The organism is Streptomyces xanthophaeus, from assembly GCF_000725805.1.
Classification (GTDB): domain Bacteria; phylum Actinomycetota; class Actinomycetes; order Streptomycetales; family Streptomycetaceae; genus Streptomyces; species Streptomyces xanthophaeus.
Map to the genome: position 1 here is coordinate 22964 of NZ_JOFT01000008.1, position 14468 is coordinate 37431.

Below are 14468 nucleotides of genomic sequence, written 5' to 3' on the forward strand. Positions count from 1 at the left end.
GTTGCGTTCACCGTTCGTCTTGGGTGTCGAGGGCGTCGAGCAGCCGGTCGAGTTCTTCCTCGGACAGGTCGTCGAGGTGGTCGAGCGCGGTCCGGGCCTCCTCGGCCGTGGGACCGCGCCGGTTTCCTGCCGTGAGCGTCCGCGCGATCTCGCGCAGGCTCGCGCCCTCGGTCAGGGCGGTGATGGGGATCGCGGAGCCGAGTTCGCTCTCCAGCCGGTTCTTGAGTTCGACGAAGGACGCCGAATCGATGTCCAGGTCGCGGGCCGAGCGGTCCGGGTCGAGGACGGCGGGATCGATGTGCATGAAGTCGGCGAGGTGGGCGGTCAGCCGGCCGAGGACGGCGGCTTCGTCCTGCCCCGGCCCGTCGGGAGCGGGCGCGCCGGTGGCGGCGTCCGCACTCGGCCGGCCGGCCGCCGGGGTCGGCTCCGCGCCGCCCGTCAGCCAGTGCCGCTCGCGCTGCCAGGGGTAGGTCGGCAGCGCCGCGGCCATCGGTGTCCGGCCGGGGTGGACGGCCGCCCAGTCCACCGCGGCTCCGGCGGACCACAACGCGCCGAGGGCCGCGCGCAGACCGAGCCGTTCCTCCTGGTCCTTGCGCAGGGTGGCGACGGCCACGCCGGGCACCCCGGCGTCCCCGAGGGCCCTGCGCAGATGGGACAGCAGCACGGGGTGCGGTCCCAGCTCCACGAAGCCGGTGATCCCGTCCGCGAGCATCGCGGCGACGGCGTCGGCGAACGCCACCGGTCCCGCCGCGTTGTCGGCCCAGTGCCCGGCGTCCAGTCCCTCTCCGGCCCGGGCGGTGCCGGTGACCGTGGAGTAGAACGGGACCCGTACCGGCCCCGGGCGCAGCCCCGCCAGCTCCTCCCGCAGCCGTGCGGCGACGGGCGCCAGCTGGGGGCTGTGGAAGGCGTAGCCGGTGTCCAGGGGGGTGAGGCGCCACGGTCGCAGGTGCTCCCGTACGGCGTCGATCTGGCGGCGCGGTCCCGCAAGGACGGTGGTGTCGGGTCCGTTGACGGCCGCGACGCCCACTCCCGACAGGCCGCCGGCCCGGTCCGAGGCCGCTGCCAGCGCGGCCCGCACCTCGTCCGCCGGAGCCCGTACGGCGAGCATCGCGCCGCCCGCGGCGTGTTCGTGCAGCGCCTCGCCCCGGGCGAGCAGCACGCCCACGGCCTGCTCCCGGGTCAGGGCGCCCGCGGCGAAGGCCGCTGCGACCTCGCCGACGCTGTGCCCGCAGACGGCTGCGGGCTCCAGGCCCCACCGGCGCAGCCGTTCGGTGAGCGCGGCCTGGAGGGCGGCGAGGGCGAGCTGGGCGAAGCGGGTGTCGGTCAGGGCCCGTTCCGCGTCCTGGCCCGCGAGGGTGTCCAGGAGGGGCGGGCCGCCCGCCTTGGCGACGGCTTCGTCCCACGCGGTGAGTTCCTCGCGGAACTCCGCGTCGTGGCCGGCCAGGGCGATGCCCATACCGGGCCACTGCGCGGCCTGCCCGGAGTAGACGAAGGCGAGCCGCTGCGGGACGGCCGGTGCGCCCGCGGCGGTCCGCAGGCGGTCCGCGGCCCGGTGCAGTGCTGCCGGGAGCTCTTCGGGGCGGGCCACGGACACGGCGGCGCGCCACGGGTGGTGTGCCCGGCGCCGGGCCGCGGCTGCGGCGGCGCCGTGGACCTCCGCCGCGTCCAGGCCGCCGAGCAGTGCGGCCGCCCGGTCCAGTTGCGCGACGAGGGCCGGGGCCGACTTGGCGGACAGCGGCATCAGGACCGGCGCGCCGTGCTGCTCTTCGGGCGGCGGCGCGGTGGCCGTGGCTCCGTCGCGGTGGGCCCGGACGGCGGGCACCGCGTCCGGGTGGGCCACGATCAGGTGCGCGTTGGTGCCGCCGAAGCCGAAGGAGCTGACGGCCGCGATCCGCCGGTCGGCGGGCACCCACTCCTGCGGGCTCCGCGGTACGGCGAACCGCTCGCCCTCCAGCTCGACGTAGGGGCTGAGTTCCGCGAGGTGGATCTGCTGCGGGATGCGGCCGTGCCGCAGCGCTCCGACGACCTTGAGCAGCGAGGCCATTCCGGCGGCGGACTCCAGGTGTCCGATGTTCGCCTTGACCGATCCCAGCCAGCAGGTCGGCGCGTCCTGCCCGCCCGCGCCGTACGCCCCCCGGATGGCTTCGTACTCGATCGGGTCCCCGAGGGGGGTCCCGGTTCCGTGCATCTCGACGAACGTGATGTCCTGCGGCCGGAGTCCGGAGTCCCGCAGGGTGCGGCTCAGGAGGGTCTGCTGGGCGGCCGGCGAGGGTGCGGTGAGCCCGTTGGTCCGGCCGTCCTGGTTGACCCCGTCGGCGAGGACGACCGCTTCGATCCGGTCGCCGTCGGCGAGCGCGTCCGAGAGCCGCTTCAGTGCGACGAGGCCGACGCCCTCACCGCGCACCATGCCGTCGGCGTCGGCGGCCAGCGCCTTCGTGCGCCCGTCCGGGGCGAGCGGCAGGGCGCGCCCGGTCATCGTGGTCGACAGGGGGGACAGGATGAGGTTGACGCCTCCGGCGAAGGCCCGGTCGCACTCGCCGGCCCGCAGGCTCTGGGCCGCCAGGTGCAGGGCGACGAGCGACGAGGAGCAGGCCGTGTCGACGGCCATGCTCGGGCCTTCGAGCCCGTACTGGTAGCTGAGCCGGTTGGCCAGCAGGCTCCGTGAGCCGCTGCCGGTGGTGAGGCGGCTGGTCACTTCGGGCCGGGAGGCGAGCGCGGCGAACATGTAGTCCTGGTGGCTGACGCCGATGAACACCCCGGTGGGGGTGCGGCGGAGCTCCTCGGGCGTCCAGCCGGCCCGCTCCGCGGTCTCCCAGGTGAGTTCCAGCAGGAGGCGCTGCTGGGGGTCCATCAGGTCCGCCTCGGCCGCGTCGATGCCGAAGAAGCCGGCGTCGAACCCGTCGACTTCGTCGAGCTGCCCGGCGTGCTGACCGATGCGGGCGAACGCGGGATCGTCCAGAGCGCTGAAGTCGATGCCGCGCCAGCGGTCTCCGGTCAGCGGCCGGACCGCGTCGCGGCCGTCCTCCAGCAGTTCCCAGAACTCCTCGGGGCTGTTCGCACCGCCCGGGAAACGGCAGGCCGCCCCCACCACCGCGATGGGTTCGGTGGCCCGGGCCCGCGCGCCCTCCAGCTCCTCGACGCGGCTGCGCAGGCCCCGGATGGTCTGCGTCGCCCGCAGCAGCGCCTGTGCCGTCAGGTCATCGGTCATGGCCGTCCTTCCGCGGTGTGGTCGAGTTCTGCCAGCAGTTGTGCGAGCGGGTCGCCGGGTGGGGCGTCCGGCGCCACGGCGGGGGCGTCGGTGCCGGTGCCGGGCGGTGGGGCTCCGGCGGGGTGTTCACGGGTCATCTCCTCAAGTGCCACGGCGAGCCGGCCGACCGTCGGATGGGTCCACACGAGCCCTACGGACAGCCGTAGGCCCAGCTCCGTCTCGAGGCGGTTGCGCAGCTCCACTCCCATCAGCGATTCGAGTCCGAGGTGGACGAAGGGCGCCTCGTCGAGGGCCTCGTCCTCGGGCAGTCCGCCGGGCAGGATCGCGCCGAGGAGCTCGCGCAGGCGCAGCCGCAGCAGCGCGCGGCGTCCTTCGGTTCCGTCCGCTTCGAGGAGCCGTGCCCGCAGCGCGGGCCCCTGCGCGTGCGGGGCGGGCGCGGACCCGTCGGGGGCGGGCGCCGCCGGTGTTTCCCCGGGCGCGAGGCTCCGTAGCCGGATGCCCTCCGCGCGGGCCAGCGTCCGTCCGGCCGGGCCGGTCAGCGCCACGTCCACCGTCAGGTCCTCGCCGGTCCCCCGCAGCCACCCGTACGCGGTGGCCCGGTCGGCCGTCCACAGCGCGGCGTCGAGGTGCAGTGCGTCGATCCGGGTGACGGTGACCTCGTCGAGCCGGATCTCGTCGGCGCGTGCGGCGAACAGGGCCTCGGCGAGGACGGGAAGGGCCCGGTCGAGGAGGTTCGGCCCGTGGGCCGGGCGCGGGCCCGGGGGCTGCGGTCCGGCGAGCTCGACCTCGGCGCGGACCTGCGCGCCGTCCGTCGCCGGCCCGGCCGGGGGGCTGCCCGCTGCGACCAGGCACGAGGCCGCCGGGTGCCAGGTACCCGCTTCGCGGAAGAGGAAGGACACCAGCGCGGGAGCCCGGCGGGTGGCCCCGGGGGCCCGGTGGAGGACCAGCTGGACGGGGGTCTGCGGGTCCACCGGCACGGGTTCGCGCAGGTCCAGGTCGCGCAGCCAGAAGGCGGGTCCCAGCCCGGTCTCCTGCGCGGCCCAGCAGGTCAGGGCGGCCAGTCCGGCTGCGGAGACGGCGGTCCGGCCGGCCACCCGGTGGTCGCCGTCGAGCGCGGCGGCAGCGATGTCCGCCACGAAGGTGCCGGGCTGGAAGCCCAGTTCGGCAAGGGTCCCGGGACCGTCCGTGACGGCGCCTGCGCGCGCCGGGGCGGGCGGCGCCGGCTCCTGTACCCGGCGGCGCCGGAAGGGGTGCACGGGGAGCCGCCGCGCCTGGGCACGGGTGGCGGCGTCGGGGTTTCCGCCGGGCCGCCATCCGTGCTCGTAGAGCTCGGCCGTCACCTCGTACAGGCCGTACGGCATCGGGGTGTCGCGGCGTACCGTCGCCAGGGCGGACGCCGGTGCTCCGAGTTCCTGCAGGCATTCGCGGACCGCCGCGAGCAGGACGGGGTGGGGGCTGATCTCCAGCAGGTGCGTGATTCCGGCGTCGGTCATCGAGGTGATCGCGTCCTGGGCCCGGACCGGGCTGGAGAGGTTCGCCTTCCAGTAGTCGGCGTCCAGGGGGCCGGTGAAGAGGGCGCCGTGGACGGTCGAGTAGAAGTCCGCGGCGCCCGGGGTGCCGTGGGGCGCGGAGTCGACGGAGCCGAGGGCCTCCAGGAGCCGTCCGGCGGGCCCGTTCATCATCGGGCCGTGCGAGGGGTAGTCGACCTTGACCGGCCGGGCGTCGCGTCCGAGGCGCACGAACTCGGCCATGACCGCTTCCAGTTCGGCGGTCGGTCCGGACAGGACGCACGCGCGCGGGCTGTTGTCCGCGGCCACGGTCACCGGGCTGTCCAGTCGCCGCAGGACGGTACGCGCCTCCTCGGCGCCCGCTTCCACGACGGCCATGCCTCCCGTGCCCCGGGCCGCCGTCACGGCGTCGTTGCGGGCGGTCAGTACGCGGCAGGCCGTGGCGAGGTCGAGCCGGCCGGCGGCGACGGCCGCGCTCACCTCGCCCATGCTGTGGCCGACGACGGCGGCGGGGCGTACGCCGCTCCCGGCGAGCGCTGCGGTGAGGGCGAGCTGCACGGTCATGATGAGCGGCTGCGTGACCCGGATGTCGTCGAGATCGGTGGGCTGCCGGCCGGCCAGTACGGCCATCGGGCTCCAGCCGAGCAGCGGTGCCAGGGCCTCGTCGACCACCGTGACCTGCTGCTCGAAGGCCGGGCTGGTGCGCAGCAGTTCGCGCCCCATGCCCTCCCACTGGGAGCCGTGCCCGGAGTAGACGAAGCCGAGGCGGGGCTCGGCGACGGGTGCCGACCGCTGGGGACGGCGGTCGCCCGAGGCGAGCCGCTTGAGTGCGTCGAGGAGTTCTTCCCTGTCGGCGGCGACCACTGCGGCCCGCCAGGGGAGGTGGGCGCGGTGTTCCGCCGCGGCACGGGCCGCGTCGCGCACCTCGTCCCACGAGGCGGCGCCCTGGATCCTTTCCTGCCAGGATTCGGCGACCTCGGCCAGCGATTCCGGGTCGTGGGCGGACAGGGGCAGCATGACGGGCCCCTCCGTCCCGGACGCCTTGGCGCGCACTGGAGTTCGATCCGGTGCCCGCTCCAGGACCGCATGGGCGTTGGTGCCGCCGAACCCGAACGAGCTGACGGCCGCGAACCGGGCGGCCTCCGGCCACGGCGCCTCCTCGACCGGCACCCGTAGCCCGAGCCGGTCCAGGTCGATGAGCGGGTTGACGGTGGTGAAGTGCGGGTTCGCGGGGACCGACCGGTGGCTCAGCACCAGGGCGGCCTTGATCAGACCGAGGATCCCGGCGGCGCCCTCCAGATGCCCGATGTTCGCCTTGACCGAGCCGACCAGGAGCGGTGCACGGTCCGGGTCAGCCAGGCCGTCACCCCGCCCCTCCCCCAGCCCGGCCGCCACCCCGGCGGCCAGCGCGCGGGCCTCGATCGGGTCTCCGAGGGGCGTGCCGGTCCCGTGCAGTTCGACGTAGCCGAGCTCTTCGGCGGACGCCACCTGCGCACGCCGCAGGGTGGCCCCGATCAGCTCGCTCTGGGCCCGGCCGCTGGGCGCGGTCAGACCGTTCGTGCGGCCGTCCTGGTTGACGCCGGTGGCCCGGATGACCGCGTGGACGTGGTCGCCCGCGGCCACCGCGTCGGACAGGCGGCGCAGCACCACGGCCCCCGCCCCCTCCGCCCGCACGTATCCCTGCCCGGCGGCGTCGAAGGTGCGGCAGCGGCCGTCGGCGGCCAGTGCGGTCAGCCCCGCGGCGCCGAGCTGCGGTACGGGCGACAGCAGCGCGTTGACCCCGCCCGCGAGCGCCAGATCGCATTCACCGGCCAGCAGGCTCTGCACCGCGAGGTGCACGGCGACCAGGGACGAGGAGCACGCGGTGTCCACGGACAGGGCGGGACCGCGCAGGTCCCACAGGTAGGAGAGCCGGCTGGCCGTGACCGCGTGGGAGATCCCGGGATTGGTGAACGGTCCGGCGGCCGCGCCCGGCCGGTCGCCGACGGTCATCGCGTAGTCGTGGGTGGCCTGGCCGATGAAGACGCCGGTGCGGCTCCCGGCGCGGTCCGCCACCACGATCCCGGCGTCCTCGAAGGCCCGCCAGGCCACCTCCAGGGCGAGCGCCTGCTGCGGGTCCATCCTGGCCGCCTCGGCCGCGGAGATGCCGAAGAACTCTGGGTCCCAGCGGTCGACGTCCGGGAGGAAGCCGCCCCACTGCGCGCCCGTCGCACGGTCTCCCGCCGCGCGTACCGCGGCTGCGAAGGCCTCGCGCTCCGGCGGGATGCCGGTGATCTCGTCGCGCCCTTCCCGCAGCAGCTGCCAGAGGGCCTGCGGGCTGTCGGCGCCGGGCACCCTGCAGCCCAGTCCGACGACGGCGACGGGTTCCGCACGTCCGCCCGGTCGTTCGTGATCGGTGCCGAGCCTGTCGTACGCGTCAGGCATGACCGTCCCCGGACGTGACCGCGTGCTGCGCGAGGAACCGCGCCAGTTGCTGGATGGTGGGGTGGTCGAAGACCCACTCGGGCGGTACTTCCGCGCCCAGGTACTCGGATGCCCGGCCGGCCAGGAAGACGACCCCGGCCGAGTCGAGCCCGAGGTCGACGAATGTCGTCAGTCTCCCGACCCGCAGCCCGTCGGGCAGCTCCAGGTCCTCGGCCACGGCGCTCTCCAGCATCGCGGCGATCGAACGCTCGTCCCCGGCCGTCCCAGATTCGGTGCTCACCGGTGTCCCCCTTCGGATGTCCGTTCCCGGCGCCACTCGGCGACGGGCTTGAATTCACCGGCGTTCCAACGCCGGACCCCCTCCTGGCGCCGGACCTTCCCACTGGTGGTCCTGGGCACGGCTCCCGCCTTCAGCAAGGCGACGGCAGCCAGGGGGATGCCGTGCTCCTCCAGTACGGCACTGCGCACCGCCTGCGCGATGGCGTCGTAGTCGACGTCGTCGCCGTAGGCGGTCAGTTCGGTGACGACCACGATCCGCTCGCCGCCGTGTCCCCCGGCCCCGTGATCCGGCTCCGGCACGCTCAGCGCCGCGGCGCGGACCGGCGCCGGGTGGCAGGACTCGACGGTGGCTTCGAGGTCCTGCGGGTAGTGGTTGGTCCCGCGGTGGACGATGACGTCCTTGATCCTGCCGACGACGCACAACTGGCCCTCGTACCAGACCCCGAGGTCTCCCGTACGCAGGTAGGTGCGGCCGGAGCCCGTTGCGGCGCCTGCGGCGGGCTCGGGCCGGGCGCCGAAGACCCGCGCGGAGTCCTCGGGCCTGCCCCAGTACCCGCCGGCGACGCTCGGTCCGCTGACCCATATCTCGCCGACCTCTCCGGGCGCCTTGCGCACGGCGGTGGACGGGTCGACGATCGCGATCTCGGTGTCGGGGGCCAGGGACCGGCCGCATCCGACCAGGACGGCCTGCCGGGAGCCGTCCGGCGCCTCGGCGCGCCGCTCCTTGCCGAGCGCCTCCGCCGAGACCTCGTGGAAGGCCGGCGCGGCCTGGCGGTCGAGGCAGCTCACGACCAGGGTGGCCTCGGCGAGTCCGTACGCGGGCATCATCGCGTGGGGGTCGAAGCCGTACGGCGCGTACTCCTTGGCGAAGCGTTCGACCGTGTGGGGCCGTACGGGTTCGGCCCCGCTCAGGGCGTGGCGCAGTCCGGACAGGTCCAGCCCGGCCCTACGGTCCTCGGGGACCTTGTGGACGGCCGTGGCGTACCCGAAGTCCGGGGCGAAGGTGACGGTCGCCCGCGTCCGGGTCAGGGTGCGCAGCCAGCCCAGGGGGTTGCGCAGGAAGTCGGCGGGGGTCGACATGTGCACGCTCATGCCGGCCCAGACGGGGTGGCAGATCATCCCGATCAGGCCCATGTCGTGGAAGAGCGGCAGCCATCCGGCGGCGGCCTGGCCGGGCCCCGTCCCGAGGCTGCTCGTCATACCGCGGACGTTGTGCACCAGGTTCGCGTGCGAGACCATCACGCCCTTGGGGTCCGAGGTGGAACCCGACGTGTACTGCAGGAGTGCGAGGTGGTCGGGCCGCGCGAGCGGCGCGTCCCGGCCACCGGCTCCTGACGGGCCGTCCGTCGTGCCGGGCTGCCGCGGGTCGAGGATGAGCGGGGCAAGTCCGGCCGCGTCCGCCACCTTGCGCAGCCGCTGGTGCAGCTGCGGGCGGGCGATGATCGCCGAGGGCTCGCAATCGCGCAGGATCTGGGCGAGCCGCAGGTCGTACGCGCGGCCCGCGCGCGCCGTCGACAGGGCCGGGGGGTGATAGGTGACGGCGACCGCGTCGGCGGTCAGGCAGGCGAAGAAGGAGGAGACGTAGTCGACGCCGTTGGGCAGCGCGATGAGGACGAAGGGACGGTCGTGGGTCCGGGTCGGCAGGGACCGCAGGACGGCGCCCAGGGACAGGGCCCGCCCGTACAGTTCGCCGTAGCCGAGCGCCTCCTCGGCGCCCTCGTCACCGCGGGCGCTGCTGGTGGCGTACGCGATGGCCGTGGTGTCGGCGCGGGTCTCGGCGTGCCGGGCCAGTGCGTGTGCGAGGGTCTGCGGTTCAGCCACGGAACGGGGCCTGCTGTCCGGCATCCGCCTCCCCTTCCTTCACGAACGCTCCGAGCATCTCGTCGAGGGCGAGGCCGCTCAGCCAGCGGTCGACCTCGGCGACGGACTCGTCCAGCGGGGTGGGTCTGAAGCCGAGTTCCCGCTGGGCCCGGCTGGTGTCGTAGAAGAGCTGGTTGACCGTCAGGGCGGCGTTCTCGGGGACGATGAACGGCGAGTTCATGGGGTCCTTGCGGAAGGCGGCCACCACGGCTCCGGCCAGGCCTGCCGCTCGGATGACGGCATTCGGTACGGCCAGCTTGGGTGCTGGAGCGCCGACGACCTTGTTGACCAGGGTGAACAGCTCCCGGTAGGTGAGGTTCACCGAGGAGACGATGTACCGGCGGCCGGGCCGCCCCTTGTCCATGGCCGCGCGCAGGCCGGAGTTCATGTCCTCGACCGAGGTGAACGCCGCACCGCCGAGGGGGTACGCCGCCAGCTTGCCCTTGCGGGCGGACTCCACGAGCATCGCCCAGCCGTAGCGCCGGTCGCTGTACGGGGCGATGCAGGCGCTGAGGTTGACGATCACCACCTCGGGGCCGCCCTCCCGCCAGCCCCTGATCATCTCGCGCTCGCCGGCCCGCTTGGTGATCATGTAGCTGTTGACGCAGGCCGACCTGGAGATGTCGAAGTCCTCGTCCGCGATCTCGCCGATGGCCGGGTACCCGATGGCGGAGATCGACGAGGCGTGCACGATCCGGCGCACGCCCGCCGATCCGGCCGCCCGGACGACGTTGGCGCAGCCCTGGACGTTGACCCGCTCCATGAGGGGGTGCAGCTTGTTGAGCGTCACCGCGATGCCGGCGAAGTGGTAGACCTCCTCTATCCCCTCCATCGCGCGTTCCAGGGACTCCAGGTCGGTCACGTCGCCCCGCCGGATCTCGCAGCGGTCGAGGTGGCGTTCGAGTCCGCCCGGTCCGTCGCCTTCGCGCAGGAGCGCGACGACGTCCGCTCCGTCCTCGATGAGGTGCCGGGCGAAGGCCGAACCGAGACTGCCCGTCGCTCCGGTGATCATCACTCGGGTCACAGGACCAGGTCCTTCCCGTAGACGGCGTAGGTGCGGACCGGCTCGGAGCCGGCCTGTCTCATGTAGGCCCTGCTCTGCCAGTTGTGTTCGTGCACCCACGTGGTGTGCACGTCGCGGTACGGGGCCACCCGGCCCAGTGCGACCTTGGCGAGCTCTCCGATGAGGACGCGTCCGATCCCGAGTCCCGCGTACTGCGGACGGACTCCGATCATCAGGACGACGGTGCCCCTGATGCCTGCCTTGAGTTCCGGGTAGCGCTCCATGAACGCTTCCGTGAGCTCGCCGCCGGCCTCCTTGAGCAGTTCGTTGCCGTCCGCCGCCAGGACGCTGAAGGCGACGGTCTCGCCCTGGTACTCGACGAACCGGGTGAGGCGGGGGTCGATGAGCTCCTGCAGCTCTCCGAACTGGAAGCGCAGCACGGACTTGCTGATCGGAACCATGTCGTGGTTGTCGGCGAACGAAGCGGCGAGCAGCTCCTGGATCAGGTCGGCCTCGCTGTCCCAGCGTTCGGGGTCGAGGTCGCGCAGGGTGAGTCCGAGCTCCTCGGTCACCTGGTCCCCGCGGCGGACCAGGCGGGCCATCGTGTCCGCGTCCCGGTCGCCGAGCCAGCTGAAGGTGTGCGTCCGGAAGTCCGGCGCGTAGCCGGCCCGGGAGAGGAGGTCGGCGTAGTACGGCGGATTGTGCGGCTGGAACACGGCGGGCTGCCGGTCGAAGCCGTCGACGAGCAGGCCGAACTCCTGGGTGGCGCAGTACGAGTACGGCCCGGCGACGCGCTCCATCCCGCGGTCGGCGAGCCACGCCTCGGCCGTACGGAGCAGTGCGGAGGCGACCTCGGGGTCGGGAACGCACTCGAACCAGCCGAAGAACCCGGTCTTGCCGAAGCGTTCGACGTAGGCCGGATCGATACTTGCCGAAATGCGGCCGACCGTACGGCCTTGGGCGTCGGTCGCGAGGAAATGCTCGATCTCGGCCTCGGCGAAGTACGGATTGGTCTCCGGATCCATGAATCTCCGGACGTCCGAGACGAGCGGCGGAACCCACCGGTCATCCCCCTCGTAGACATGAGCGGCAAAGCCGATGAAGCGGTCCACCATCTGGTGACCGCGTACGGGAATCACTGACAGCACGAAGTCCTCGCCTCCCCCTGAAGAGCCCGGCGGGCCATAAACGGAATATCAAGCACGTGATTCGCGGTGGCTCACAGCCGGCCCGCAAAAGAACTTGGCCGATTCGGATTCAACTCGCCAGGGGGGTCCCAGATCAATGAACACCCGGAAGTAATCACATCTCCCCCACCAGCAACCCTCTGACCTGCATCAATGCACATCCAAATGAGATCCGTTTTCACCACGACACGGTGAATGAAAACCATGTTCACCGCACTGTCCCCTTATGCAAGTCCTATTTGAACCCGTCTCCATTGCGTGCTAGGTTCTGCCCCGCAACCTGACCAGAACATGACGCAATCATTCCGTTTTCCTTGCCTGACGGATATCCAGGAAGGAAGGGAGTCATGAAACCAGCGACCGTACTGTGCGGAATCGGGAGTTGGTTACCACCGCACGTGGTGACCAATGAAGCACTGTCCGAATACCTGGACACGAGCGACGACTGGATCCGGACCAGAACCGGAATACGCGAGCGGCATATCGTCGGTCCCGGGATCTCCACGGGGGACCTCGCGGTGGAGGCCGGATCGCGCGCCCTCAAATCCGCGGGAGGCGAGGCGGTCGATCTCGTCATCCTCGCGACGACCACACCGGACCACCCCTGCCCCGCCACGGCGCCCGACGTGGCACACCGGCTGGGTCTCGTGGACGTGCCCGCCTGGGACCTGTCCGCCGTGTGCAGCGGGTTCCTCTACGGGCTCTCCGCCGCGGCCGGGTTCATCGCGACCGGCACCGCCGAGCGCGTGCTGCTGATCGGCGCGGACGCCTTCTCCACCATCCTCGCCCCGAACGACCGCAACACCCGGGCCGTGTTCGGCGACGGCGCGGGGGCCGTCGTCCTGCGGGCGGGCGACCCGGACGAGCCGGGTGCGCTCGGACCCGTGACCCTCGGGAGCGACGGATCCCTGCGCGAGCTGATCACCGTCCCCGACGGCGGCTCACGCCGTCCCGCCGCCGCTCACGAACCAACCTCCGGATCCGAGGGCGGACGCTACTTCACCATGCAGGGCAGATCCGTCTTCCGGCACGCGGTGAGCCGGATGACGCAGTCCTCGGCCGAGGTCATGCAACGGGCCGGCTGGTCCCCCGAGGACGTGGACTGCTTCGTCGCCCACCAGGCCAACGCCCGGATCCTGAGCGCGGTTGCCGAACGACTGCGCGTTCCCGCCGAACGCTGCGCGGTCCACCTCGACCGCGCGGGCAACACCGCCGCCGCGTCGATCCCGCTGGCCCTCGCCGACGCCGCCTCCGGCGGCCTGCTGCGACCGGGCCACCGCACGCTCCTCGCCGCGTTCGGCGGCGGGGCCACCTGGGGCGCAGCCGCCCTCGTCTGGCCGGACGTCAGACCGGAGACCACCTGACGCCGTGCACAACGGCACGCCGCACGAACCGGCATGCCGTCCCGTCACCCACGAGAGGAAAACCCATGACCACGCTACCGCCGCCCTCGTTCGAGGAGCAGGTCGCCACCCTTCTCACCACCCGCTTCGGGATCGACAAGTCCGACGCCACCCCCGAGGCCACGTTCAGCGCCCTCGAACTCGACTCCCTGGCGATCGTCGAACTGTCGCTGGCCCTGCAGGAGGTCTTCGGGGTCCCCGTCGGCGAGGACGAGCTCAACGCCGAGCACACCATCGGGGACACCGCCGGCATCGTGGCCGCCAAGCTCGGTACGTCCGCATCCGGAGCCGGGCAGGAGGGGACTGCGGGATGAACCCCAGCGGTGCCCCTCCACGGAACGACCGCGCGGCAGCGGCGGGAACGGCCCGGCCGCCGTTCCGGGCAGCCGTCACCGGCATCGGTCTGATCACGGCCGGCGGGACCACCACTGCCGACACCTGGCGGACCGTCCTCGACGGACGGCCCACGGCCGTCGCCGACGCTTCCCTGGCCGGGCTCCCCGTCGAACTCACCTGCCGCGCGCTCGCGTTCGACGGGGACGCGGTCCTCGGCCGCCGCACGGCCTGGCGGCTCGACCGCTGCACCCAGCTCGCGCTGGCGGCCGGGCGCCAGGCCGTCGCCGACGCGGGACTGGTTCCGCAGGAGTGGGACGCCCCCCGGGTCGGCGTCGTCCTCGGAACCGCGTTGGGGGGCATCGGCACCTGGGAGAAGGAACACCGCACGATGCTGGAACACGGTTCCGGCCGCATCTCGCCCCTCACCGTGCCCATGTCGCTCACCAACATGGTCGCGGCGCAGCTCGCGACCGACCGCGGGGCGGGCGGGCCGAGCCTGGCGATCAGTACGGCGTGCGCGTCCGGGGCCACCGCGATCGGCATCGCGCGCGAGATGCTCCGTTCCGGGGCCTGCGACATCGTCCTCGCGGGAGGAGTGGAGGCCTGCGTCGTCCCGTCCGTCGTCGCCGCCTTCTCCAAATCGGGTGCGCTCTCACGACGGGTGGACGATCCGGACGCAGCCTCCCGCCCGTTCGACGTCGACCGCGACGGCTTCGTGATCGCCGAGGGAGCGGCCGTTCTCGTACTGGAACGGCCCGAGCACGCGCTGGCCCGCGGCAGCGCCGTGCACGCCTACGTCAGCGGGTACGGGGCCTCGTCCGACGCGGGTCACGAGACCCGGCCGGACCCGGAGGGCAAGGCCGCCGAGCGGGCGGTCCGCATCGCGCTGGCCGACGCCGGGCTCGGCCCGTCCGACATCGCGCACGTCAATGCGCACGGGACCTCCACCCCGCTCAACGACGTGACCGAAGCCCGCATGATCCGCAGAGCACTGGGCGGACATCCCGTCACCACATCGGTGAAGGGAGTCACCGGCCACACCCTCGGCGCGGCCGGAGCCCTCGAAGCCGCGGTGACAGCGCTTTCCCTCTCCCACCAGGTGGTGCCCCCCACCGCAGGCCTCGTCCGCCAAGACCCGGAAGTCGAACTCGACATCGTCACGGAAAAGCCCCGGGCCCTGACCATGGAAGCCGCGCTCAGCAACTCCTTCGGCTTCGGAGGCCAGAACGCCGTGCTCGTGATCAGCAAGACATAGGAGAG

General features: G+C 73.1%; 9 protein-coding genes. 3 read left to right on the forward strand and 6 right to left on the reverse strand.

From position 1 onward, the window contains the following. Positions 1 to 7 precede the first annotated feature (7 nt). Genes IO30_RS0100090 through IO30_RS0100115 form a run of 6 tightly spaced genes read right to left on the reverse strand, consistent with a single transcriptional unit; the run spans position 8 to position 11307 of the window. A complete protein-coding gene (locus tag IO30_RS0100090; protein WP_051859456.1) occupies positions 8 to 3208 on the reverse strand; it encodes a type I polyketide synthase in 3201 nt (1066 codons plus the stop codon). Beyond that, on the reverse strand, positions 3205 to 7140 hold the full coding sequence (locus IO30_RS41570; RefSeq protein WP_051901740.1) for a type I polyketide synthase: 3936 nt from the start codon (positions 7138 to 7140) through the stop codon (positions 3205 to 3207). The genes IO30_RS0100090 and IO30_RS41570 overlap by 4 nt, the downstream gene beginning before the upstream one ends. Continuing rightward, complete coding sequence (locus IO30_RS0100100; protein ID WP_031137884.1) at positions 7133 to 7420, reverse strand: acyl carrier protein; 288 nt, start codon at positions 7418 to 7420, stop codon at positions 7133 to 7135. Before IO30_RS0100100 ends, IO30_RS41570 begins: the two co-directional genes overlap by 8 nt. Next, a complete protein-coding gene (locus tag IO30_RS0100105; RefSeq protein WP_157853048.1) occupies positions 7417 to 9240 on the reverse strand; it encodes a fatty acyl-AMP ligase in 1824 nt (607 codons plus the stop codon). Before IO30_RS0100105 ends, IO30_RS0100100 begins: the two co-directional genes overlap by 4 nt. Beyond that, complete coding sequence (locus IO30_RS0100110; RefSeq protein ID WP_157853049.1) at positions 9233 to 10303, reverse strand: SDR family NAD(P)-dependent oxidoreductase; 1071 nt, start codon at positions 10301 to 10303, stop codon at positions 9233 to 9235. Before IO30_RS0100110 ends, IO30_RS0100105 begins: the two co-directional genes overlap by 8 nt. After that, positions 10300 to 11307, reverse strand: a complete 1008-nt coding sequence (locus IO30_RS0100115; protein ID WP_051901743.1) for a GNAT family N-acetyltransferase — start codon at positions 11305 to 11307, stop codon at positions 10300 to 10302. The genes IO30_RS0100110 and IO30_RS0100115 overlap by 4 nt, the downstream gene beginning before the upstream one ends. Before the next feature lie 509 nt (positions 11308 to 11816). Here IO30_RS0100115 and IO30_RS0100120 point away from each other — a divergent pair. The 3 genes from IO30_RS0100120 to IO30_RS0100130 all read left to right on the forward strand — a co-directional run bounded on the left by IO30_RS0100120 (position 11817) and on the right by IO30_RS0100130 (position 14463). Continuing rightward, entirely contained in the window at positions 11817 to 12833 is a 1017-nt protein-coding gene (locus tag IO30_RS0100120; RefSeq protein WP_031137888.1) for a beta-ketoacyl-ACP synthase III, read from the forward strand. A gap of 65 nt (positions 12834 to 12898) precedes the next feature. Beyond that, positions 12899 to 13186: an acyl carrier protein gene (locus tag IO30_RS0100125; protein WP_063768206.1), complete on the forward strand. Its 288-nt coding sequence runs from the start codon at positions 12899 to 12901 to the stop codon at positions 13184 to 13186. After that, on the forward strand, positions 13183 to 14463 hold the full coding sequence (locus tag IO30_RS0100130) for a beta-ketoacyl-[acyl-carrier-protein] synthase family protein (protein ID WP_078904456.1): 1281 nt from the start codon (positions 13183 to 13185) through the stop codon (positions 14461 to 14463). The genes IO30_RS0100125 and IO30_RS0100130 overlap by 4 nt, the downstream gene beginning before the upstream one ends. The last annotated feature ends 5 nt before the right edge of the window (positions 14464 to 14468 follow it).